The 23,592-nt window shown below is 38.8% G+C and carries 27 protein-coding genes, 1 tRNA gene and 1 riboswitch; of the genes, 8 read left to right on the top strand and 20 right to left on the bottom strand.

The genetic code is table 11. The features are described 5' to 3' along the window. Nucleotides 1–164: 164 nt before the first annotated feature. Together CYJ57_RS07860 and CYJ57_RS06960 are read right to left on the bottom strand one after the other, a co-directional pair. Complete coding sequence (locus CYJ57_RS07860; protein WP_180764440.1) at nucleotides 165–323, bottom strand: hypothetical protein; 159 nt, start codon at nucleotides 321–323, stop codon at nucleotides 165–167. An 18-nt stretch (nucleotides 324–341) separates the two neighbouring features. Continuing rightward, nucleotides 342–929, bottom strand: coding sequence for a methyltransferase domain-containing protein (locus CYJ57_RS06960; RefSeq protein ID WP_101954673.1), 588 nt, complete (start codon nucleotides 927–929; stop codon nucleotides 342–344). A gap of 178 nt (nucleotides 930–1,107) precedes the next feature. Here CYJ57_RS06960 and trpS point away from each other — a divergent pair, with 178 nt between their 5' ends. Continuing rightward, nucleotides 1,108–2,094 (top strand): tryptophan--tRNA ligase, encoded by a 987-nt coding sequence (trpS, locus tag CYJ57_RS06955; RefSeq protein ID WP_101954672.1) that lies wholly within the window; start codon nucleotides 1,108–1,110, stop codon nucleotides 2,092–2,094. 81 nt (nucleotides 2,095–2,175) lie between these two features. Here trpS and CYJ57_RS06950 read toward each other — a convergent pair whose 3' ends face one another. From CYJ57_RS06950 to gcvT, 6 genes are all read right to left on the bottom strand, one after another. Continuing rightward, on the bottom strand, nucleotides 2,176–2,619 hold the full coding sequence (locus tag CYJ57_RS06950) for a Fur family transcriptional regulator (protein ID WP_101954671.1): 444 nt from the start codon (nucleotides 2,617–2,619) through the stop codon (nucleotides 2,176–2,178). Nucleotides 2,620–2,748: 129 nt separating this feature from the next. Continuing rightward, nucleotides 2,749–4,128: a L,D-transpeptidase family protein gene (locus tag CYJ57_RS06945; protein ID WP_101954670.1), complete on the bottom strand. Its 1,380-nt coding sequence runs from the start codon at nucleotides 4,126–4,128 to the stop codon at nucleotides 2,749–2,751. A gap of 177 nt (nucleotides 4,129–4,305) precedes the next feature. Beyond that, nucleotides 4,306–5,799 (bottom strand): aminomethyl-transferring glycine dehydrogenase subunit GcvPB, encoded by a 1,494-nt coding sequence (gcvPB, locus tag CYJ57_RS06940; RefSeq protein ID WP_006702042.1) that lies wholly within the window; start codon nucleotides 5,797–5,799, stop codon nucleotides 4,306–4,308. Beyond that, nucleotides 5,799–7,148 carry an aminomethyl-transferring glycine dehydrogenase subunit GcvPA gene (gene gcvPA, locus CYJ57_RS06935; RefSeq protein ID WP_101954669.1) on the bottom strand — a complete coding sequence of 450 codons (1,350 nt, stop codon included), beginning with the start codon at nucleotides 7,146–7,148 and terminating at the stop codon, nucleotides 5,799–5,801. The genes gcvPB and gcvPA overlap by 1 nt, the downstream gene beginning before the upstream one ends. Before the next feature lie 85 nt (nucleotides 7,149–7,233). Next, on the bottom strand, nucleotides 7,234–7,611 hold the full coding sequence (gcvH, locus tag CYJ57_RS06930; RefSeq protein ID WP_006702040.1) for a glycine cleavage system protein GcvH: 378 nt from the start codon (nucleotides 7,609–7,611) through the stop codon (nucleotides 7,234–7,236). A gap of 41 nt (nucleotides 7,612–7,652) precedes the next feature. Then, complete coding sequence (gcvT, locus tag CYJ57_RS06925; RefSeq protein WP_006702039.1) at nucleotides 7,653–8,789, bottom strand: glycine cleavage system aminomethyltransferase GcvT; 1,137 nt, start codon at nucleotides 8,787–8,789, stop codon at nucleotides 7,653–7,655. A 288-nt stretch (nucleotides 8,790–9,077) separates the two neighbouring features. Here gcvT and CYJ57_RS06920 point away from each other — a divergent pair, with 288 nt between their 5' ends. Continuing rightward, nucleotides 9,078–9,746 (top strand): YggS family pyridoxal phosphate-dependent enzyme, encoded by a 669-nt coding sequence (locus CYJ57_RS06920; RefSeq protein ID WP_101954668.1) that lies wholly within the window; start codon nucleotides 9,078–9,080, stop codon nucleotides 9,744–9,746. Nucleotides 9,747–9,829: 83 nt separating this feature from the next. Here CYJ57_RS06920 and CYJ57_RS06915 read toward each other — a convergent pair whose 3' ends face one another. Then, nucleotides 9,830–10,225, bottom strand: coding sequence for a hypothetical protein (locus tag CYJ57_RS06915; RefSeq protein ID WP_244896599.1), 396 nt, complete (start codon nucleotides 10,223–10,225; stop codon nucleotides 9,830–9,832). Between the two features lie 155 nt (nucleotides 10,226–10,380). Here CYJ57_RS06915 and CYJ57_RS06910 point away from each other — a divergent pair, with 155 nt between their 5' ends. The 3 genes from CYJ57_RS06910 to mnmH all read left to right on the top strand — a co-directional run bounded on the left by CYJ57_RS06910 (nucleotide 10,381) and on the right by mnmH (nucleotide 13,340). Then, entirely contained in the window at nucleotides 10,381–11,502 is a 1,122-nt protein-coding gene (locus CYJ57_RS06910; protein ID WP_101954667.1) for an ATP-NAD kinase family protein, read from the top strand. A 42-nt stretch (nucleotides 11,503–11,544) separates the two neighbouring features. Then, on the top strand, nucleotides 11,545–12,165 hold the full coding sequence (locus CYJ57_RS06905) for a DUF3021 family protein (protein WP_180764439.1): 621 nt from the start codon (nucleotides 11,545–11,547) through the stop codon (nucleotides 12,163–12,165). Between the two features lie 149 nt (nucleotides 12,166–12,314). Then, entirely contained in the window at nucleotides 12,315–13,340 is a 1,026-nt protein-coding gene (gene mnmH, locus CYJ57_RS06900) for a tRNA 2-selenouridine(34) synthase MnmH (protein WP_101954665.1), read from the top strand. Between the two features lie 43 nt (nucleotides 13,341–13,383). Here the strand turns inward: mnmH and CYJ57_RS06895 are convergent, their stop codons facing one another. The 10 genes from CYJ57_RS06895 to CYJ57_RS06850 all read right to left on the bottom strand — a co-directional run bounded on the left by CYJ57_RS06895 (nucleotide 13,384) and on the right by CYJ57_RS06850 (nucleotide 20,937). Next, a complete protein-coding gene (locus CYJ57_RS06895; protein WP_180764438.1) occupies nucleotides 13,384–14,562 on the bottom strand; it encodes a cation:proton antiporter in 1,179 nt (392 codons plus the stop codon). A 58-nt stretch (nucleotides 14,563–14,620) separates the two neighbouring features. Beyond that, a riboswitch (Fluoride riboswitch) is annotated at nucleotides 14,621–14,696 on the bottom strand. A 4-nt stretch (nucleotides 14,697–14,700) separates the two neighbouring features. After that, nucleotides 14,701–15,276 (bottom strand): xanthine phosphoribosyltransferase, encoded by a 576-nt coding sequence (locus tag CYJ57_RS06890; protein ID WP_101954663.1) that lies wholly within the window; start codon nucleotides 15,274–15,276, stop codon nucleotides 14,701–14,703. 88 nt (nucleotides 15,277–15,364) lie between these two features. After that, nucleotides 15,365–16,498, bottom strand: coding sequence for a radical SAM family heme chaperone HemW (gene hemW, locus CYJ57_RS06885; RefSeq protein WP_101954662.1), 1,134 nt, complete (start codon nucleotides 16,496–16,498; stop codon nucleotides 15,365–15,367). Nucleotides 16,499–16,512: 14 nt separating this feature from the next. Next, nucleotides 16,513–17,469 carry a linear amide C-N hydrolase gene (locus CYJ57_RS06880; protein WP_101954661.1) on the bottom strand — a complete coding sequence of 319 codons (957 nt, stop codon included), beginning with the start codon at nucleotides 17,467–17,469 and terminating at the stop codon, nucleotides 16,513–16,515. Between the two features lie 156 nt (nucleotides 17,470–17,625). Then, nucleotides 17,626–17,698 (bottom strand) — tRNA-Ala (locus CYJ57_RS06875). 47 nt (nucleotides 17,699–17,745) lie between these two features. Continuing rightward, nucleotides 17,746–18,444 carry a DNA alkylation repair protein gene (locus CYJ57_RS06870; protein ID WP_101954660.1) on the bottom strand — a complete coding sequence of 233 codons (699 nt, stop codon included), beginning with the start codon at nucleotides 18,442–18,444 and terminating at the stop codon, nucleotides 17,746–17,748. An 18-nt stretch (nucleotides 18,445–18,462) separates the two neighbouring features. Next, entirely contained in the window at nucleotides 18,463–19,134 is a 672-nt protein-coding gene (locus CYJ57_RS06865; RefSeq protein ID WP_101954659.1) for a DUF3841 domain-containing protein, read from the bottom strand. A gap of 52 nt (nucleotides 19,135–19,186) precedes the next feature. Continuing rightward, entirely contained in the window at nucleotides 19,187–19,684 is a 498-nt protein-coding gene (locus CYJ57_RS06860; RefSeq protein ID WP_244896598.1) for a GAF domain-containing protein, read from the bottom strand. A 14-nt stretch (nucleotides 19,685–19,698) separates the two neighbouring features. Then, nucleotides 19,699–20,358, bottom strand: a complete 660-nt coding sequence (locus tag CYJ57_RS06855; protein ID WP_425319859.1) for a Maf family protein — start codon at nucleotides 20,356–20,358, stop codon at nucleotides 19,699–19,701. Between the two features lie 102 nt (nucleotides 20,359–20,460). Beyond that, nucleotides 20,461–20,937: a PepSY domain-containing protein gene (locus CYJ57_RS06850; RefSeq protein ID WP_101954656.1), complete on the bottom strand. Its 477-nt coding sequence runs from the start codon at nucleotides 20,935–20,937 to the stop codon at nucleotides 20,461–20,463. Nucleotides 20,938–21,068: 131 nt separating this feature from the next. Between CYJ57_RS06850 and CYJ57_RS06845 the strand changes: the two genes are divergently transcribed. Both CYJ57_RS06845 and CYJ57_RS06840 read left to right on the top strand, forming a co-directional pair. Further along, nucleotides 21,069–21,605: a ribonuclease domain-containing protein gene (locus tag CYJ57_RS06845; protein WP_244896597.1), complete on the top strand. Its 537-nt coding sequence runs from the start codon at nucleotides 21,069–21,071 to the stop codon at nucleotides 21,603–21,605. A gap of 11 nt (nucleotides 21,606–21,616) precedes the next feature. Then, complete coding sequence (locus CYJ57_RS06840; protein ID WP_101954655.1) at nucleotides 21,617–21,886, top strand: barstar family protein; 270 nt, start codon at nucleotides 21,617–21,619, stop codon at nucleotides 21,884–21,886. A 65-nt stretch (nucleotides 21,887–21,951) separates the two neighbouring features. Here the strand turns inward: CYJ57_RS06840 and CYJ57_RS06835 are convergent, their stop codons facing one another. Beyond that, nucleotides 21,952–22,932 (bottom strand): C39 family peptidase, encoded by a 981-nt coding sequence (locus CYJ57_RS06835; protein ID WP_180764437.1) that lies wholly within the window; start codon nucleotides 22,930–22,932, stop codon nucleotides 21,952–21,954. 151 nt (nucleotides 22,933–23,083) lie between these two features. On the opposite strand from CYJ57_RS06835, the gene CYJ57_RS06830 reads away from it, so the two are divergent. Beyond that, nucleotides 23,084–23,428 carry a zinc ribbon domain-containing protein YjdM gene (locus tag CYJ57_RS06830; RefSeq protein ID WP_006702020.1) on the top strand — a complete coding sequence of 115 codons (345 nt, stop codon included), beginning with the start codon at nucleotides 23,084–23,086 and terminating at the stop codon, nucleotides 23,426–23,428. Nucleotides 23,429–23,592: the final 164 nt, after the last annotated feature.

Below are 23,592 nucleotides of genomic sequence, written 5' to 3'. Positions count from 1 at the left end.
AAGCGAGCGAAGCGCGGTAGTTTTTAACCCTCTTTCGTTACACGCTAAAAACCCAAAAATCGGGACATATTCATTTGTGCTTGACATCTTAATTGGAATAACTATCCTTAAAACCTGGAGCTGGACTATTCATAAAATAGCGAAGGTAACCTATTTCATTGACCCTATGACTTAACCGCTGTAATCATTGAATTGTATAAAAATTCTTTTAAATTGACTTCCTCGATCCCCCATTTTTTTGCATAAGGGTCACTTACTGGCTGATAGTGAATTTGAACTTGATTAAATCCAGCTTTGCGAACAATATTTGCTAACTTATCCAAAGTTAAAGCACCAGCCACTCAAGTACCGTACATTTTCGGATTATTGATAACACTGTCAGGCAACTCTTGACTTAAAGAGATATCAGAAATTGCAATCCGACCGCCTGGTTTAAGCACTCGGAATATTTCACGGTAAACTTGCAATTTATCAACAGATAAATTGATAACACAATTACTAATCGCAACATCAATTGTTTGATCGGCAACCGGCAAGTGTTCAATCTCGCCTAAGCGAAATTCGACTTGATTAAATTTACGTTTTGTCGCAATCTCTCGAGCTTTATCAACCATCTCGCGCGTCATATCAACCCCAATAACTCGTCCCGTTTCTCCGACACGTTTGGCTGAGATAAAGGCATCCATGCCCTTACCAGCGCCTAAGTCTAATACGGTCTCTCCAGGTTGCATTGCAGCTACATCAATCGGATTACCGCATCCTAACCCGGTGTTTGCCTCTTCCGGAACAAACGCTAAATCTTCCTCTCGGTAACCAAGGGCTTGATTTAATTCATTGATATCAACTTGTACTAAATTCGTATCGGTCGCAACTTGTTGATAGAAATCTGCAACGGATTTTTTTATATCTTTAGGGTTAATTTTAGTCATATCTTGTCACTTCCTCTCACTCACTATTTTAACAAATCCATAATAAACTATCCAAATTTCTGTTTTCATTGCGATTAAAATATAATTTAAGCGATAGAAATTACACAGCGCCAGCCGGGTATGGTAGAATATAAAGGAAGAACTTGTTATCTTTATTACAATTGAAAGAGGTTGTTTAATGAAACCAAGAGTATTTTCAGGTGTCCAGCCGACAGGAACACCAACCATAGGGAATTATGTAGGTGCGATGAAAGGATTTGTTGAACTCCAATCCGATTACGATACAATTTACTGCGTCGCAAATCAACATGCGATTACAGTTCCACAAGATCCAAAATTATTACGTCAACGTACCCGAGAATTAGCGGCATTATATCTAGCGATTGGGATTGATCCCGAACAATCAATTATGTTTGTTCAATCCGATGTGCCAGCGCATGCACAAGTCGCTTGGATTATCCAATGTTTAACACCCCTTGGTGAGTTAGAACGAATGACCCAATATAAAGATAAAGCGACAAAACAAGATAATGTCAATGCCGGACTACTCAACTACCCTGCGTTAATGGTTGGGGATATTATTCTCTACGATGCTGCCCATGTTCCAGTGGGTGAAGATCAAAAACAACACTTAGAATTAACTCGGAACTTTGTCGATCGATTTAACAATCGCTTCGGTGAATTACTCGTTAAACCCGAACCGATGATTCCTAAGGCAGGAGCACGCATTATGAGTTTGCAAGACCCAACTCGTAAGATGAGTAAGTCTGATGATAACGCTAGAAGTTATATTCTCCTACTCGATGAACCGAAACAAATTATTAAAAAGGTCAAAAGTGCTGTCACAGATACCATTGGTGCCGTCAATTATGACCCTGAAAATCAACCCGCGATTACCAATTTAATTAATATTTACGCTCGCTTTAGCGGCTTAACTCCGGAGCAAATTGTAGCAGATTACCAAGGAAAAGGTTATGGAGATTTTAAAGGAGATGTGGCGGAGGCGATTGTCTCAGTACTTGAACCAATCCAAGATCGTTATCACCAATTGCTTCAAAGTGATGAACTGGATGAAATCTTAGCCCATGGCGCTATCCAAGCTAACGAGATTGCGAACGCAACCTTAGCACGTATTGAAGACGCGATTGGTTTCAACTATCGTTAATTTAATCGCATTGCATTATAGACATAATAATACCCTCATATGATATTTCATTTTGTTATCATTTGAGGGTATTTTTTGTGTTTAACGCTTCATCTTACGTTGACATTCTGGACAAATGCCATACATTTCTAACTTAGTTTTTTTCAATAAGAATCCAGTCTGTTCTTCACAAGATGCGTTAATATTCGATAAGTCACTCGACTCAAAGTCCATAATCTTACCACACTCTTCACACATAACATGAAAATGACGGTCACCAAGATAGTCATAGCGGCTATGGTTTTGACCAAACTTCATCTCATAGACGAGACCTTGATCTACCAAGAAATTCACATTGTTGTAGACTGTCGCAAGACTCATGCCTGGATGATCGTTTTTTAAATCATTGTAGATTTCTTCAATCGTAGGATGGGTCTTCGATTCGATTAAGTAATCGATAATCGCACGACGCGGTGCTGTAATCCGCATACCTTGATTACGTAATTTCTCTAAAATAGTTTCTAATTCTGTTGTCGAAGAATACATACATCCCACTCCTTTCGACTATATTATACTACTAAAAACCGCGATAATAAAACAATTTTGATCATATTAATCAATTCTCATTTTAAAAAAATCTCCCTACATTTAGATCGGGAGATTACTGAAAATCAATTAATGAAAGATCATCACCGGCATTCCAATATAGCACAGCTCAAAGACTGTCGGCATCACGGCTGGCGGTGTATTAATACATCCAAGAGAGCCTGCATACGTCCAAATATTCCCACCGAACGCACTTTGCCATGGTGCATCATGAATTCCTTGCGCATTATAATCAAAGGCAATCCAATAATCAACAGGTGTTTCATAATCAAGACCTGTTAGATTGTTATTACCAAATAAAACAGCATCTCTTTGCATATTCCAGATTTGATAAGCTCCTGGAACTGTCTCGGCACCCGTAATTCCGGAAACAATCGGTGTCTCAAGCATCAGTTGTCCGTCATGGTAAATAAACATCATTTGATAAGTCAAGTCAACTTCTACATAAGAATTACCGATTGAATTTACTTCGCCATAACCAGATCCTTCAATGGTCGCTTCTCTGACCTGATCTTCATGATTATGTAAAGCTTCAATAATCAATTCTTGTTCTTTTTCACTATCAATATACCAACCAAAAATACCAGGCTGCACCGTAACCTCACCTTGATAGGTACTATTAAATGCAAACGGATTATATAAGGTGGCATACTCCATATTTAAGCGATAAATATAATCAGCAATTAGCTCTGAATCAATATAGGCATTACCCTCCGAATCAATCGTTAACCATGATTCAATTTCTTCACGAGGTATCGTAATTTCATGATCTTCGATTTTCAGGATAATTTTAGTATTGACAATTCCATTCACTTCTTCGGCGTACGCTTCAAACCCTTCAGATTCCATCGTTTTTTTTGGAACATCGTAAATATCTTTCAAATTTGTTTGTAATTTGCCGTGACCGATTTGTTCAAGTAAATAACCCTCAAAACGCGCAGGATCGACATAGTCACCATATAATTCTGGGTTAAATCGTAATGAACCATCTTCTTCTTTGGTATAGGACATATCGCGTGTGTGTTCACGCTTTTCATTATCGACCCCAAGACTAATTAGCAAACGATCAATAATTTCATCCGATACGGATAAAGACTCCGTTAAATCTATGGATTGTTTATTAATTAAGTAGGCAGGCCAACCAAGTGTTGGTTGATTCTTCAGGGCTTGATCTAATAAAGCCAAATCCTTAATTTGAATATCTAAATCATCGAGCGACAACGAGCCTATCCCTTGATCGCCTTCTTCAAAATACATTTTTGACTGAGGCAGCTCCGCCATGACTTTATCCTTCGCTTTGGCTAAGGTCATCTGACTAATATTAACGGGCCCCGCATAAGTATTTGGTAAGAAAAAATTATTAAAATAAATAATACCACCAATATAAATCGTTAAAATAAATAAGCCAACCATCATAGCATATTTGTACGCTGGTTTTATGTTATCCAACTGTTCTCACCTCTTTATAAATCTATCAATAATTTCTTCCCATCAACTATAGCAGAGAAAGGGCCAAATTACCATAAATTAGTTTGACAAACCGATTCTCTTAGTCTATCAAAAAAATCCCCTTATGCAAATCACTTATTCAGTGAAATAGCATAAGAGGATAAATTAAAGAAAAAATTACTCTGCTACATCGGCTGCTTTTGCGGCACGGTAGGTTAAGATTGGCTTACGTGCAGCAGTTGCTTCGTCTAAACGTTTAACCGGTGTGTTATGTGGTGCCTCTTGAACTAATGTTGGTTCTGTTTTAGCTTCTTCTGCAATCTTCAAGAAGATATCTGCCACATAGTCTAAGTCTCGTTTTGATTCAGTTTCAGTTGGCTCAATCATTAAGCACTCTGGAACAATCAATGGGAAATAAGTTGTTGGTGCGTGGATACCGTAGTCTAATAGACGCTTACCAATATCTTTTGCATTGACACCGTAATCATGTTTTTGACGTGTGCAGTCAAGAACGAACTCATGCTTGCAATATGAGTCACCATACGGTGCATCATATTCACCTTTTAGACGTGCAAGCAAGTAGTTTGCGTTTAAGACCGCATTTTCGGATACTTTACGTAGTCCTTCGCCACCATATGCGCGAATATAAGTATAAACACGTACGTTAACGCCAAAGTTACCAAAGGCACCTTTCACGCGACCGATCGATTCAGGATAATCTGAATTAAGAACATATTGATCGCCTTCTTTTTCAATGCGTGGCACTGGTAAGAACGGAATCAATTTCTCAACGACACCGATCGGACCAGATCCAGGTCCACCCCCACCGTGCGGCCCAGAGAAGGTCTTATGTAAGTTATAGTGAACTGCGTCAAATCCCATTTGACCTGGACTAGAAATACCCAAGATCGCGTTTGAGTTCGCACCATCATAGAATGCTAACGCTCCCGCATCGTGCATAATTTTTACGATTTCTTGGATATCTTTTTCGTAGAGTCCTACAGTACTTGGGTTGGTTAACATAATTCCAGCTGTTTCTTCGTTAACGACTTCGCGTAAAGCTTCAACGTCTACTAATCCGCCTGGTGTTGACGGAATCTCAATCGTATCATAGCCCGCTACCACTGCTGTTGCTGGGTTCGTTCCATGAGCAGAGTCAGGAATAATAATGTATTTACGTTGTTCACCTTCACCGATCGACTCAAAATATTTTTTAAATACTAGAATCGCAGTTAATTCACCTTGAGCTCCTGCCGCAGGTTGAAGTGAAATTGCGTCCATTCCTGAAGTCACAGTTAAGTACTCTTGTAAGTTATAGAGTAATTCTAATGCACCTTGAACCGTTTCTGGCTCTTGGTTAGGATGGATATTATTGAAGCCATCCATGAAAGCAGCTACCTCATTAACTTTAGGATTATATTTCATTGTACATGACCCAAGTGGATATGGACCTGACTCTACCCCAAAGTTTTTATTTGATAATGCAGTATAATGACGTAATAATTGAAGTTCTGAAACTTCAGGTAATTCTGCATCTTCTTTACGTTGGTAATCTGACTCTAAATCTTTTGATAAATCATATTCTGGGACATCTTGAGTTGGTAAGTCATAAGCAACATGTCCTGGAGATGAAATTTCAAAAATTAATTGATCATAATCATTCAAAATCATTATTTAGCCACCTCCACTAAAGCTTTTACAAACCCGTCAATTTCTTCTTTGGTACGTTTTTCAGTCGCACATAATAAGTAAGCATTCGCTTCACCGTATGCTGCTGAGGCATCAAAGCCACCTACGTAGCCTTTTTCATGAAGTGCTAAATTGACTTCGTGAACAGGTTTATTTAATTTGATCACAAATTCGTTGAAGAATGGACGTGTATTTAATGCTTCAAATCCGTTTTCTTTTAACTGAGCTTGTAAGTAGTGCGCATTGTTAATATTGTGTTGCGCTAATTCTTTAACACCTTCTTTACCGTAAGCGGTCATTGCGACTGCAGATGCAAGTGCAAATAACGCTTGGTTAGAAGAATAGTTACTTGTTGCTCTTTCACGACGGATATGTTGCTCGCGTGTTGATAATGTCATAACAAAGCCGCGTTTTCCTTCTGCATCAGTTGTTTGACCGACGATACGACTTGGAAGTTTACGCATTAACTTTTCAGTTGTAGCGAAGTAACCACAGTGTGGTCCACCAAATGCCATACCAATACCAAATGGTTGAACGTCTCCAACAACAATATCTGCACCTAAGTTACCTGGTGCTTCTAATTTAGCGAGTGCTAATGGGTTTGATGAAACAATTAGTAAGGCTTTTGTACCTTCCATAGCTTCTTTAATAGCTTTAATATCTTCAATTGAACCGAAGAAGTTAGGATATTGAATAACCACTGCCGCAACTTCAGAATCAAGTTTAGCTTTTAGGTCTTCGATATCTGTAACATCATTCTTCAAGTTAATATCTTCGACAGCATAACCTTTACCGAAAGCATAACTTGAAATCGTGCCATGACCTTGCGGGTTAACCCCTTTTGAAACTAAAACTTTCGTTGATTTTTTAACGGCGCCATACGCTAAGTTTGTTGCTTCAGCTAATGCGTTATACCCATCATAAAGTCCACAGTTCGCTACATCCATTTGAGTTAACTCAGCAACCATTGATTGCCACTCAAAAAGCGCTTGTAATTCACCTTGGCTGACTTCCGGTTGATACGGAACGTAAGCTGTCAGGAATTCTTGACGGCTAATAATAGCATTAACAACACTTGGAATATGATGGTCATACGTACCTGCTCCTAAGAAGAATGGCATTTGTGTGGCAGAAGTATTCTTACTTGCCAGACGATTTGCTTCTTTTAAGAGTTCCATCTCACTTAATGCAGGTGGTAAGTCCATTACACCTTTAGTTCGGACTGCTTCAGGGACATCACTAAATAAATCCTCTATAGATTCCGCACCAATGACGTCTAACATAGCTTGGCGGTCTTCATCAGTATGAGGTAAATATCTGAATTTTGACATTTTACACCTTCCTTGATCAATACATTTATATTTTAAGGCTCATAAAATAAATTATGAGCCTTAAAAAGAGTTGTTACTATATTAATTAACCAATATGTTCTTGATATTGTTCGTAAGTTAAGAATGCAGATGTATCGATTGCATCGTCAGATTTAATTTCGAAAATCCATCCTAATGCGTATGGGTCTTCGTTAACTTTTTCTGGCTCATCTTCTAAGTCTTCGTTTACTGCAGTTACAGTACCAGCAACTGGTGTGAAGATTTCAGAAGTTGATTTAACAGACTCGATATTTCCTGCTTCATCTTCTGCATCTAATTCATCGTCAACATCTGGTAGTTCAACGTATACGATGTCACCTAATTGCTCAACAGCATGATCAGAAATACCAATGCGTGCTGTGTGCTCATCTACTAATTGAATCCATTCGTGATCTTCTGTGTAAAATAATGTTGTTTTATCCATTATAAATTCCTCCAATATTTTTTTATTATTTGTTACCAAAATTAGCGATGGCGTAACCAGTCTTTTTTCGTAATAACCGCTGGAATACGCTTGTTACGGATTTGAACGAAGATTTCTTTACCAAATTCAGCTTGTGGTTTTCTAATTAAAGCATAACCAATTGCTTTACCAAAGGTAGGAGATTTCGTTCCAGAAGTGACAAAGCCAATAGGCTCTTCACTTTCTTCACTTTCAAAGATTTCAGCTCCATGACGAGCAATTCCTTTACCTGTTAACTCAAATCCGCGTGAGATATAACGGTTCGGATCTTTTTTGACTTCTTTGAGTGCTTCTTTTCCAATGAAATCAGCTTCTTTATCTGTCTTAACAGCAAAACCAATTCCACCTTCAATAGGGTTAATATCTTCAGAAAGATCATTGCCGTAAAGTGCCATACCACCTTCAAGACGAAGTGTATCACGCGCTCCTAGGCCACACTCTTTCAGATTATATTTCTCACCTAATTCAAGGAATCGTCTCCATAACTTCTCTGCATCATTCCAAGGAATGTAAAGCTCAAATCCATTTTCTCCCGTATATCCTGTACGTGATACAATGACATGCTCTACCCCATCGACCGTTTGATCCATTAAGAAATGATATGACTTAATTTGTGATAAATCACAATCTGTCATACTTTGAAGTAATTCTTCAGACTTAGGTCCTTGAACCGCAATCAATCCATAATCTAATGAACGATCATCAATGGTAACTTGATCATCTTGATTGTGTGCTTTAAACCAGTCAACAATCTTAATACGATTGCTAGCGTTCGGTGTTACGATAATTTCGTTCTCACCATTGCGATAGTAAATCAAGTCATCCAATGTACCACCGTCTTCTTTAACAACTGCAGTATATTGAGCTTGATTAATCGCACAATCATGAGCCTCGTTCGTAATTAGACCATTTAGCCAATCTAAGACATGCTCTTTATTACCTGTAATGAACACTTCTCCCATATGAGAAGCATCGAAGATTCCTACATCATTTCTGACAGCGTCATGTTCTTCTTGAATACGACTGAATTGGATGGGTAAAGCCCAACCACCAAAGTCAGAAACATCATAGCCAGCCTCCACATAGTAGTCATACATTGGGGTCTGGAATAATCCATCTTCATTACGTAATGGCTCCATTCAATCACTCCTTCTAAAGATATTCGTGTTTGCTAAGGGTTTGAAGCCATCTCAATGTGATAACTTCACATACACTTCACAAACCTCATAAATAAATTATAGCGAATTTTTCATAGATTCTCAACCTAAAAGCGTTTTCTTATAAAAGCTGTTACAAAAGGATTAATTAAGGTTTTTTCAATAATTTTTAATTATTTTTATGAAAACTCGCGACATAACGGGTTTGTGATTTGATATAATGTAAGAAAGATACTCATCAAAATTTAAGTAATAGGAGGAACACCTTCATTGTCTATCGAAATATTGAAATGCAATATAGAACAAGTCGAATCGAAACTCCCTGCTAACTACCCAACACCAAAAATTGTCGCTGTCACGAAATTTACCGATATCGATACAATGCGAGAATTATATCAACTTGGCTACCATCACTTTGCAGAAAACCGTCCCCAAGTGTTTTTAGAGAAATACAATGCTCTAGAAGATATAAAAGAAAACATCCATTGGCATTTTGTGGGCAACCTTCAGACAAGACAAGTTCGTGATATCATTAATCTGCTTGACTACGTACATTCCCTCGATCGTCCTTCGCTTGCGAAAGAAATTAATAAGCGAGCGAATCAACCCATAAAATGCTTTGTTCAAGTCAATGTCAGTGGTGAGGACTCTAAATCTGGACTCAGTCCCGATGAGTTGGAAGAGTTTATTATTTCATTAGCCCAATATCCAAAAGTGCACGTTATCGGTCTGATGACGATGGCTCCTTATGAAGCAACAGAAGAAGCATTACACCGTTATTTTGCACATTTACGTAAACTACGAGACCAAGTTATTGCGATGGATTTACCCTATGCTCCTTGTCAACATTTGAGTATGGGAATGAGTCGTGATTATCCGATCGCTGTCGAAGAAGGAGCTGACTTTATTCGAATTGGCAGTGCACTTTTTAAAGAATAAATAAAGACATCCGACGCCGTCTACAAAATAGACGGTTTGGATGTCTTTTGATTTCTAATAAATTGTCATTGAGAAAGAATCCATTAATCAAGCAAGTTATAGTTCCCCTCACTCGCTAAAAATCTCATAATGATAAAAACAATTAAGATTGCAACCGTCCCAAGTACTAAATCCATCATCGTATGAGCATAAATTAACATTTTACGGGCAATAACAAATAGTATTAACTCTAACATAGAATAAGCTGAGTGATTCATAATCATTAAAATTAACTCAACACCTACAATCAGAAGTAATGCGTAAGCTAGAAAATTCTGAAACACTTGATACGATTGATCCAATGAAGCGTGATATAATCCCGGAATAAAATCAGTAAATTGCGTGAAACCAATAAAAATACCAATGATTACGAATATGGCAATAATGTATTCAAGCATAAAAGCTGTTTTCCCTAAAAATTTCTCAAATTTTTTATGCAATAACACCATCTCTCCTCCAAATAAAAAAACTCTTTTCTCACTATACGATGTATCTTAAAAAAAGGCAAGCGCATACACAATGAATTCAAAAGTATTTCCCCCTTGTTTTACAGGTTATATGATATAATGAATCTACTAAATAAAGGAGGGATCAAATGAAGTTAGGTTTAATTATTAATCCAATCGCTGGGATGGGAGGACGTGTGGGACTTAAAGGGACAGATGGTCGCGATATCTTAGAAGAGGCACGTCGCTTAGGATCTATCCCCGAAGCAGAAATCAAAGCTCAACGTGCTTTAGAACAATTGCTTCCTGTCAAAGATCAATTAACATTTTATGTTGCACAAGGTGCGATGGGATCCGATTCCGCTGAAAAGTTAGGTTTCAACTATCAAGTTATTTATCATCCCGAAGCAGGCGATACAGATCAACATGATACGTTTAACTTAGCCCAAGCTCTCAGTGAAGAACAAGTCGACTTAATTTTATTTGTCGGAGGAGACGGAACCGCTCGAGATGTATCTCGTACAATTGGAACAAAAGTACCTGCGATTGGTATTCCTGCAGGTGTTAAGATCCATTCTCCAGTGTACGGCATGACCCCTGAAAGTGCTGGGAAATTAGCTCTCGAATTTGTTAAAAATCCAACCATGCCCCTCAAAGATGATGAAGTAATGGATATTGAAGAAGAAGCATTTCGCCGAGATGAAATTGTCATCGAAGTTTATGGCTACCTTAAAGTGCCACAAGACCCTACTTATCTGCAGCCATTAAAATCACCTTCGCCTCAATCTGACGCATCTGCTATGGAATCCGCAGCACTCTATATTATTGATGAAATGGAAGATGACACCATTTATATTGTAGGTTCTGGAACGACAACAGCTCAAATTATGCAAGAGTTGGGTCTCGAACATACGATTTTAGGGGTCGACATTATTAAAGATCGCCAATTACTCGTAAAAGATGCTGCTGAAAAAGAAATTATCGAAGCAATTGATGGCGAATCAAAGGTCAAACTCATTATTACCCCAATGGGTGGTCAAGGCTATATCTTTGGTCGTGGTAACCAACAACTCAGCGCCAATGTTTTACGTCGACTGACTCGACAAGATGTTATCATTATTGCAACGCCGAATAAGCTATTAACTATCGGATCCAATCCATTTTTAGTGTATACTTTAGATGACGAAATTGATCAAGCCTATAGTGGCTACTACAAAGTGATTACTGGTTACGGCCAAATTGCTATGAAAAAAGCAGCTTCTTTGAAGTAACGCTTTATAATGTTTCACTTACCTTTAGAAAGGGGTATCTTTATGAACTTAACCCAAAAAGTATTTAATTTAATTCGTAATTCCTTGCTTATCACCTTATTAGTCACAATGTTTATTAATGCATTAAATACGGGTAAGATTTTCGCTTTCACTTCCATCGTGATTCTAGGAATTGTCCTCGGGTTACTCGTATTAATCTATGATATCCGTTCACTCAGCCGAGGCACCCAAATGACCCTTCATATTATTGGAAGTCTAGCAGCCATTATCACTGTTGCAGTTCTCAATTCATGGGTCTATATTAATTGGAATCAAGTCTTAACCATTGTCTTAATCGGAGTAGCGGTTGCACTAGTTCTCTACCTTGCTTATCGGTATTTCTTCAAGAAGCATAAAAACAATGCTAAATCCGAGGTAGCGTCTAGCGACGCATCATTAGATGCTCTCCATAATACTGATCAAGCACTTGAAGAACAATATGCACAACTTACGCAGCAAACAACTTTAGAAGCAGAGGAAGAAACAGCTCCATCTGTTAGCGAGACGCCAAAACCTCAAAGTTCAGTCGCAACAAGTGAACTTGAAGACAAAGTACCTCAACCAGAAGTAAAAGCTGATGTAATTCGTCAACCAAGTTACTATATTTATCCGGAACATTTGTAAGACACAACGCTTAGAATTCACTTATATATTAAGCGATTAACAGCCCGTTGTTCTATTAACATCGGGCTGTATTTATTATGATAGTCATCTTTGACGAGATCCATAGAATCGCTAAATAAAATACACTATAGACTGAAGGTAGGCAAGTTATGAATTCAACTGTACAATGGCAAGCAATCAAAACAAACCCACAAGTTCAATTAATTGACCTTAGAACACCTAAAGAATATGAACAAGGTCATATCCCTGGTGCCATCAATCTCCCGCTCTTCACGAATGAAGAACATCAACAGATTGGGACACTCTATAAACAAACATCGGTTGAGGCCGCTAAAAAATTAGGTGTCCAGTACATTGCAACACGCTTGCCTGAATTATTTACTGAAATTACTCGCCATCTCCCCAAGCGACAAGTTGTGGTGTATTGCAAATCAGGCGGTTACCGTAGTCAATCTGTTACGGGTTGGCTGAATGGCCTTGGCGAAAAGGTCAATCGGCTTGAGGGAGGTTATCAAGGTTACCGACAAACCATTATTCAAGGAATTGAAAACAAGGTCCCAATGTTTCAATTTGTTACCTTGAATGGCTTCACCGGTGTAGGAAAAACGGCCATCTTAAAAGAATTACAAAACCAAGGCGCACAAGTATTGGACCTAGAAGGACTCGCCAATCACCGTGGGTCTAACTTTGGAAGTATTGGTTTGGGAAAACAACCTTCCCAAAAAATGTTCGAATCCGCGCTTTATGAGCAACTCGAACAATTTTTATCAGAGATTGTATTCGTTGAATCTGAAAGTAGCAAGATTGGCACGGTCTTTGTTCCAAATTGTTTAAGAGAAGCCTATACCCACTCCCCCTATCAAGTTCGAGTGCATTCAACGATTGAAGATCGAGTCGATCGCATCTACCAAGACTATATCGAACATCACGATTCCCACTTTAATCAAGAAGTTCAGGCTGCATTAGAAGCACTCCATCGATATGTTAGCGATGAAGCGATTCAGCATATGGAACAACAACTCGCTCAAGGCCATTACCGACAAGTCATTGAAGCCTTGATGGTTCATTATTATGATCGACGTTATCAAATGCGCCATGTCCCTTACGACTTAGAAATTCAACATGATAATACTTCACTTGTTGCTCAACAATTGATAAATAAATATTGCAAATAAACAGTGCGTCAACCGGAATTAAAATCGGTTGACGCATTTTTGATTATTCTGATTTTAGCCAACGGGGTGCGGTATAATCCGTTAAAAATGCACCGAGCGGAGCAGTAAATAAAATCGCAATGACTGAGACAATCAAAATCATCTGACCACTCTCAAGTCCCATACTGAGAGGAATTGAACCAATCGCTGCTTGCACCGTCGCCTTCGGCAAGTATGCTACAGCTGTAAATAATTTCTCACGACGATTAAGCGATGTCCCAGCAATCGAAAATAAGACACCTAGCATTCTAAATAACAAACCAATCGCAACAATAAGTAGCGCTTGAGGTCCTGCCAACCATAGATATTGAGCATCAACATTAATCCCTACTAGAACAAATAATAATAGTTCAAATGCACCCCAAAGTCGGTAATAGTGCTCTTCTAATTGAGGGGCTAACAGCTCGGCTTTGGCTTTAACAACCATCCCTAAAGTCATCACCGCTAATAACGCTGAAAATGAAACCCAAGGTGCAACCCATTGCTCTAACCCTAACAGCAATCCCGATAAGGCAAGAAGCATTACGACTTGATAACTATCTCGCATTTCAAAGTGATGAATCATCATTAAATAGAGATAACCACACAAGAGCCCTACGCCAATGCCAAGACCAATCGTCAACGGAATGGCTAAAAATGCGCCTCCTTCAAAGACACCGGTCGTTGCCAGCGTTAATATACTCGTAAAGAAAATAATCACAAAAATATCATCCAGTGAAGCGCCTGCCAAAATCATTTCTGGAATATGTCGATTCGTTCCACGTTTCGTTTGGATTAAATGAATCATTCTAGGTACGACAATCGCTGGAGAAACAGCTGCCAGCACACTTGCCATCAACGCGCCGTCGATGGCCGACCAATTTAAGAGGAGCACCGCTGCTAGGGTAATCCCAATCATCTCAATCGCTGCAGGTAGGAAACTTAATAAGATTGCGGGTCGTCCAACCCGTTTCAAATGATCAATATTTAAAGATAGACCCGCGCGTGTCAAAATAATTACTAAAGCAATTTGACGGATATCCGCTGAATAATTAAACACATCTTCACTCACCCAGCCCCATTGATAAGGACTAATTAAGACACCTGCAATAATCATTCCGACTATACTAGGCAGCCCAATCTTTCGTGCGATATATGCACAAACGCCACCCACTGCACAAATAATTCCAAAATTAATTAGCATACCATCCCTCTTTCTTTTAAGATTCTTCAAAAAATAAAAAAACTGAGACTCCTCCCTTGAACAGGTAGAAGTCATCAGCATTCAAAGCAGTTTAAGCCATACGGCTAAGGAAGAACCTCATTTCCTATCTTCAATCGATTAACGTTCTACGAAAACAACCGAATCTTCAGTAAAGTGATCAATCATCGCTTGGCTATAGATATGGTAACCTTTTTCACGATATTTCGGTCCGCCACCTTGGAAGACCTTCTCAATCGCAATTCCCACACCGGCAATCGTAGCTCCCGCTTGCTCACATAAATCAATCAAGCCACCTAAGGCTTCTCCTTTGGCTAAAAAGTCATCTACAATGAGGACGCGATCCGTTGGAAGCAAGAAACGACGGTCCACTCGAATACTGTACTCTTTATTTTTAGTATAAGAGACTACTTTACTAGAGTAAACATCGTCAGATAGTGTTAAAGATTCAATTTTTTTCGCAAAGACCATTGGTACCCCTAAGTATTTTGCGGCAGTATATGCCATGGAAATCCCAGATACTTCTAGCGTAATTACACGTGTAATCCCTGCATCTGCAAAGTGCTCTGCAAAATCTTTCCCCATCGCATCAATCAATTCGACATCCACTTGATGATTTAAGAAATTATCAACCTTTAAAATATTACCTTGAAAAATCTTACCGTCTTTAAGAATTTTTTGTTCTAATAATTCCATGCTCCCACTCCTCAAGTTATTTTCAATTTAACTATTTCATACTTAGCGACATTTTACAATAGGTATTTTAGATTTCGATAAAATTATATTATAAAATGTCCAAATAGAATTGATTCCCAATATCATAACCGTAATCAGTAAATCGAATCCAATCATCTTCGATTTCAATCACCCCATATCGCTGATGTTTCATTAATGCATCCTGATACTTTTGGCAGAAATCAATTTGATAGATACGATTAATCTCACGAATATCAAAGCCTTGTCGCAATCGCAAATTCAACATAATATATTCTTTCTCTCGCGCTTCCATATCCATCGCTTCCATGTAAACAATTGGACGTTGGCCTTGGTCAATCATTTGAAAGTATTGATCAAACCGACGTGAATTTGAAAATCTTCGTAAACCAATATTTGAAGCTGCGCCCAAGCCGATTCCTAAATAATCTTTCAATTGCCAATACTTTTTATTGTGTCGACTTTGATAGTGAGGTGCTTTTGCGAAGTTGGATATTTCATATTGTTCATAGCCCAATTGTTTCAATGTTTGCTGAATATAATGATACATATCCCGTTCCTCATCATCGTCAGATAGTTGAATCTTCCCAGTATGATGCCAACGAGCAAAAGGCGTCTTATCTTTAATCATGAGTGAATAGTATGAAATATGAGGTGGATCTAATTCCAGAAGTGCTGACACATCTTCTTTCAAGACCTCAAAAGATTGATTTGGATTATTAAACATCATATCCAAACTAAAATTATCAATTTGATGGTCTCTTAAGATCGCTACTTTTTCTTGAACATCTTTAGCGTGATGTAATCGCCCCATCACTTTCAACACATTATCGTCAAAGGATTGAACCCCCATCGAAAAACGATTGAATCCTAAATCTAAATAACCTGCGATTTTTTCTTCAGTAACTGATTCCGGATTCATTTCAATGGCAATCTCACAATCGGGTAATACTTCAAAATTTTGATAGATGCCTTGAATAATTTGACGCATCAACGGCAACGATAAATAAGAGGGCGTACCTCCCCCAAAATAAATCGTATCGAGCTGATAGTGTTCATCGCGATAAAGTGCCATTTCCTTTATTAAATAATCTACATAATCATCAATCCGATCATCATAATTCGCAAAGGTTAAAAAATCACAGTAATGACACTTTTTCTCACAAAAAGGGATATGGAGATAGAGTCCGATGGTATTTTTCATAAGTTATCCTTCTTCTAATGAATTAATAAATCCGTTTTAAAATTTTGTGGGATTGGGATAGTTTGGTAAATATCTAAATCTACAATATCCTCAAAACTCACCCGATACACTTTAGGATTTTGATAGTCTTGCACGAACAGTTCCTTCGTATTCGGATCATACCCACTAATATAAAGCGTGGCAGTATAATCTTCTCGTTGGCGATTTTTCAAAAATCCGACCGGTAGTGATAATACATTTAATATCCGATACAAGGAGGCGCATGCTTCGGATTGATTCGTAGGCTTAAGACTCAATTGGGAGAAATAATAAGCCCGCACAAAACGGGAGACCGGATCATAACCACCAGGTAAACCTTTAACAGCGTTCGCTTCTTCAGGTTTTTCCGGATCCATATAGCGTTCTAATCGATGATATTGTCGTTCTAATTTTGGTGAATTGGTCATCACTTGATAAGGATTCTCCTTAACTTCGAATTGACCGTTCTTTGGCTCTAAAACAATATTACGGCCAGATGGATCTGTAAACATATAGTGGAATGGCGGAGAGATGACGCTTTGCCCTTTAGCATCTGTTTGAGCAATTCGAATCGTCGCAATTTGTTCAATCACTTCGCTAACATCGCGACACATTCCTAATAAATAATTTAATAAGTCGAGCGAACGTAAATAAGTCACCTCATTGTTATCGAATGTTGGATCTACAGTCTTATCGTAGAGATTAAATTCTGGAAATTCATTCGTAATTCCGACCAGTCCATGTTCATTGATGCCATCTTTCAACGGAATATAGTCATTGAATCCTAACCCCATCATGCGATAACGACTGACTAGCGGTTGATTGAATAAATCTTTCGCAAATTGATAATTTCGTGGAATATAATTCAGCTGGTAGTCCAAGGACATTTCGATATCCATCGTACGCCCTAAGACAGATCCCCCCGGATAATTAATTTGCAATCCAGTACACATTAAATCACCTTCCTATCGAACCTTGACTGCTCCTTTCAGCTTAACATGGAATAGTGTAATCTCCTAGTCAGAGAACTTGTCATCTAAAAAAGCACCTCACATGAGGTGCTTCGGGATATCGATTGATCTAGATACCCACTGTTAAGTAATAAAAAATGGAGATAATCGGTCTCGAACCGACGACCTCTACAATGCCATTGTAGCGCTCTCCCAACTGAGCTATATCCCCATCAATACAACCTATACTTTACATGGTTATCATAGAATAAGCAACCTTTATTTATTTTTCCGACGCAATGTCTTTAAATATTGTTTCCGCTCTGCAGGAATTCGACGACTTTCAACGGCTTTTTGAATGGTCATCCGGTGAACATCTGCCGGTAGTTGATGTGTCTCCAGTAACAAAACCGTGGCGTCATATTGTTTCGCCAGTGCCGTCGCAAAGAACCAACTTCGCATCATCATCACATAATAATGGGAATGGTCTACCTGGGCCACCCGTTCTATGATTTCCGGCTCAAACTTCGCATCTAAGTAATGATGCATCAACATCAATATCCCAAAACGAATCGTATAGGGTTCTGAAGACGCAAGCCACTGGTCAATGGTTGCTAGTAACGAAGGAAAGTCCTTTTTAAATAATTGTGGATTCAATACATCAATTAGCGACCAAGAATTGAGATGTGGTAAAAACAGATTTAACTGTTCAATCAGGGTACTTTCATCTTCCCAACGATTAATAATTAAAGCGTGAATTAAATATTCTTCGTAGTATTGATACGGCAAGACCCCAAACCAATCGGATTGAAGAACAGCGTCTAATTCTAGCCTGTTGACATACTGGCGCAGGATGGGCATTCGAACGCCTATCACTGCTCTCGAATCGATACTTGGATTCAATTTAATGATAAAGTCTCGATAAGCCAAGTCTTGATGCTCAACTAAATAATCTTGAATTTCTTTCGTTAGTGACATGGAACTTTCCACCCCTTCTTATGAATGGCTTTCTCCTTGACGCGCTGCCTGATTCGCTTGGACACGTTCCACCTCTTGCGCTAAATCGAATGTCATCGAATCTGATTCGACAACGGGTTCGCCAAAATGGATCACACCTTTCACCCAATCACGTTGAATTTGCCATAAATTTCCTTGTAAATGCATCGGATGAGAATCAGTAATATCAAAAATTCGCATCCAACTCTCTTTAATTTTCTTCTCAAGCTCAGGGTATCTACCACGATTTTTTGGGTCTGATAAGAAATATTCACTCTCGATTCCTAATCGCTTTAATTCTTTCAAATAAGCTTGTTTATCAGTGTCATCTTGTGGCAAGTAAAGTAAATTCAGGACATAGTCCCACTTCATACCATCAAAAATAATAATTTGATCTTTCGGAACATCAATGGCATACAGGACCGAATTCGGCTCTGGGTGGCGAGCTCCTTTAAAATCAATCGACGTCCAAATTGGAAATTCAACGCCCTCAGGTTTCGGTAAGTGTTTCTCTGCCATCTCGACAAAGGTACGGTATTGTTGAATAAAAAAATCTGCATCTTGAGCCATGTGTAATCGTACGTAGATTTCTTTATTCGTAATTACACCTTGATTTGCTAATTCATAAATGGAGTTCTCGTGCTGACGAGAATAAACGCGCATTGTTTCCATAATTGATTCATCCTTTCTCAATTGTAGGTCCATCAAACTATCTTACAAATGCTTATCGTTCAAAATAAAGTGCTGCTTCAATCATTTCGCCTACTTGGATAAAACCAGCTTCTAAATCCGTAAAACGACTTGTTTCAGGTGAATCTAGATCTAACACCGCATAGACCTCACCTTGATAACGCAACGGAATCACTAACTCTGATTGAGAGGCGCTATCGCACGCCACATGTCCTGGAAATTGGTGAACATCATCAACTTTTACAGCTTGAGCGGTCTGCCATGCCCTAGCGCAAACACCTTTATTTTTTTGGAGCCGAGAGCAGGCTGGTAAACCTTGGAAGGGACCTAACACTAATTCCTCACCTTTGACAAGATAGAAACCGGCCCAATTCAATCGATCGATATAAACCATAATCGCGGCACTAATATTTGCCATTAATGCAATTGGATCCGATTCATACTTTAATTCTTCGGTTAAATAAGCTAATAATTGTTCAACTTTTACTGAATCATCTTGCGTCGTAGTATTGGATGTATTCATCTTAATCATTCCTTTTCTAATAATTATTTTACAATCGCTGTATTAATTCGTCGACTTACTTCAGCGACGGGCAGTCCAACAACGGTATAAATATCACCATCAATCCGTGCTACAAAGCGTGGATCTAATTCTTGGATACCATAACCCCCACTTTTATCGAGGGACGATTCCGTCTCTAAATAGGATTGAATCAATGGTTCTAATGCGGGATAATAATCGACAAATTCAACTTCAGTTACTGCATAAAATACATCCAAATAATCTGTCGTTTTCAAGCAAACGGATGTAACAACATGATGTACTTGCCCAAAATAAGACCGTAACATCTGCTCTGCTTCCTCTAAATCTTTCGGCTTATGATAAATCTGGTCACATGCCACCACCATGGTATCTGCAGCAATATATAAGGTGTTCGGTTCGCAAGCTTTGCTTAATTTTGCCTTACTGATCTCACAACACGTCTTAGCCACACGCGGTAAGAACGCGTCGGACTGATATTGCGTAAGATAAGTTGCTTCAATCTGTCGTTCATCAATTTGAGCGACCTGAATAACGGGTTCCATAAACGCCAATAGTTCATGGCGCCGCTTCGAACCACTCATCAATACCACTTGGTTGAAAGGCTGTAATTGGCCATTCTGTTCATAATTAACAATCATCGCACTTCCACTTTCTGTATTCATCTTTTTCTTTACTACGATTATATCATCCATTTCGTCTCAAACCTATTTAAACAAAAAAACCTGAATGACAACGATAAGCTGTTCATTCAAGTTTGCTTATAATTAGTGTTTTAATTTCATTTCGAGTAACGTTCCCTCTTGGGCATCCACTTTCGCTTCGTAAAGCTCGCCCCCCTGCTGATTCACAACTTCAACTTTCCAATAAGTTCGCTCTCTTTTGCGATCTAATTCCCATTGAATCGGATGATCTACTGGAACAGCATCCAAGGCTGTTTGCGTAATTTCTTCTAAAGGAAGGAGATTGTTAATATTTAATGCATAGCTATCTCTTCGCGCAACTTCTTTTTCTTTCAATGGTCTATCGGATGATTTGAGCGTTTCACCCGTCTGAGCATTTAAATCAATCGTATATTTGGTTGAGGCATCCATTCCCTCTAAATCATACTTTAGAAATGGTCCTTCATATTCAAGTTGAAACTTTGTTAGAATAGCTTCGGGATACAACTCTTGAAAACGAGCAATGGCTTTAGCAACGGGTATAATTTGATATTTTTCAGCAAATAATGTCATTGTATACATTCCTCCTTTTGCTTATATTATAGCATTTTTTCTCCTTTTATCATATAAAATAATTTAGTTTATATGTCAATATTACGACACTCAAACTACGTTATGTGGAATTTTCGATGACTTTTCAGCCGAAATCGATTATGATTAAGACAGTCAGATTGATTCTTGTCTATCCTAGTTACTTGAAATACGAAATTACTTCTGAAAGGAAACCGACGATGAAATCACTTAAACAACTCAAACGATGGGTCATCTTAATAGCCTGTCTTATTATTGGGAGTGTGGCCCTTGATTTAAATCCAATCGCACCTCCACCTAGCCAAGGCCCATCTCATTCACAATCAGAGCAAACACTACAACAAGACGCTTATTATTATGAACGAGATGATGTCGCTGCTTATCTCAATACCTATCGCACCCTACCCCCAAATTATATTACTAAAAAAGAAGCCGACGCCATGCAATGGACGACGGATGATCCTATCTATGTAATTGGAGGCGATCGATTTGGAAATCGTGAAGGCTTATTACCGAAAAAGTCCGGCCGACAATACTATGAAGCGGATCTTAAATCGGGTTACACCCATCATCGGGGGCCCGAACGCCTCGTCTATTCCGATGACGGCTTAATCTTCTATACACCGGATCACTATGACTCATTTGAACAACTGTATTAAGGAGTGACATTATGAATATTTACCATCTCAATGCAGAATATTGTACCGATCGCGATGCCACATATCATTACTTGATTGAACAACTTGAATTGCCAAGCTATACCGGACATAATTTGGATGCGCTATGGGATGTACTCGATGAGAAATCAGATTATGTAATCCATCTTTACCATGCACGACACCTTATCGAAGCATTAGGTGATTATGGCCTCAGTTTATTAGATACATTGGGCGATCTAGTCAGTTCCGAAAAAAATCGCGATATCATTTTACATTGGTAAATAAGTAAAACCACGGCAAAGGATGCAAAATCCATCGCCGTGGTTTTTTGAATGTTATGATATGACTACTTTTTACGATACGACCAATAATTACGTCCCTCTTCACGTAAATGATGTGCTTCAACGCCGTGTAAGGAGAACATATTCGCCGGATTATCGTTTGGGTCGTTAACTAATACAACTTCATGTTCAGGATCATAACCTCGAATGACAAAAATATGTCCCACTTCGGTCATGAACCCTGGGCTAATTGACGCCACAACAATCTCACCTTCTTCTGAGGCTGCGAGTGCGGCATCTAAGTCATCACCGTGATCTGTCATTTCATAGCCATATTTTTTAGCAAAATCTTCAAAAATTTGCCATGACGTTCCGTCATGATCTACCCAATAGTCTGTTTTTGCCCATTTCAAAATATCATCTGGCGTCGTAGAAGCATCACCAAAAGCAGCCTCTACCATAGCTAGACTGACAATCGCGCAACCACCAATACGAATCGTTTCATCTTCTTCACTACCATAGTGCACCCGTGACCAGCGCGGATCTGATTGTAATAATAACGGCACATCGATTTGATAGGCCGATTCACTCACTTTAGTATATTTAGACGGATTCGCCGGTAAAAATGCATAACCAAAATTCTCTTGAATTAAATTTTTATCTTCAAGTAACTCGACAATCGTTGTTTGATTTGTCAGCCAATCGCGTCCAAATCGTAATTCTGCAAAGCGTTTGACCGCTTCAAATGTCTCCGGTGTCTGAAAATCAAATTGCCCAAGGGCTTGCTCTAAATTAATCGGCTGACTACTTTGCTCGCCGAGAGCTTCTTGTTGATCATGAATCATCGCTTCGAGCGATGCTTGCGTCGCTTGCCACGATTGCTCCGCTTCTAATAACTCATTATGTTCTTGGCTCAGATTATAATATCGATACCCGATAAATCCAATGACACCCAACAAAATTAAAAAGAGCAATTGGCGTAGTCTTCGAATTGTTTTTCGTTTTGGGTTAGAGGGTTGTGGGTTCATTGTTTTCATTTGTTTCATATAAATACTCCATTTTTTGATAAATCCTATTATGCAGTGATTTGTTAATGAAGTCAATCTTAATGCGATGAGTTCAGATTGCTTCCTTACTATCATCCATAGTACAATAACATCATCAGGGAGTCTATCCTACAGAAAGAGGTGATACAGTATGAGTCAATTGCCACATTGCCCAAAATGCGACAGTGATCTTACTTACACTGATGGGAACTTAATGATTTGTCCGATGTGTGGCCACGAGTGGACGGAAGAAGAGCATGCTGCAGCTCTAGAGGCGGAAATCATCCGAGATGCGAATGGTACAGCCTTAGCAGACGGTGATAATGTCTCGGTCATTCGAGAAATTAAACTTAAAGGGTCTAACCGCATTAAGCAAGGAACCCGTGTAACGAATATTCGCTTGCTCGACCATCCAGTAGACGGACATGATATTGAATGTACGATTGATGGATTCGGCCGTATGTATTTGAAGTCTGAACTGGTTAAAAAAATCTAGCCAACATTATTGAACTGCATTGCTCACAATGCAGTTTTTTAGTTTTAGCGGAATCGAGTAGGAGACTAATCATTAGTTGATTAGTCGTCCTCTCACACCACCGTACGTACGGTTCTCGTATACGGCGGTTCAATAATGTAAGTACACTTGCTCTGCCAACTGGG

It is taken from the genome of Falseniella ignava (assembly GCF_002847645.1).
In the GTDB taxonomy this organism is placed as follows: domain Bacteria; phylum Bacillota; class Bacilli; order Lactobacillales; family Aerococcaceae; genus Falseniella; species Falseniella ignava.
The sequence above is the reverse complement of the archived record's forward strand: the minus strand, read 5'-3'. Positions and strand labels throughout refer to the sequence as shown.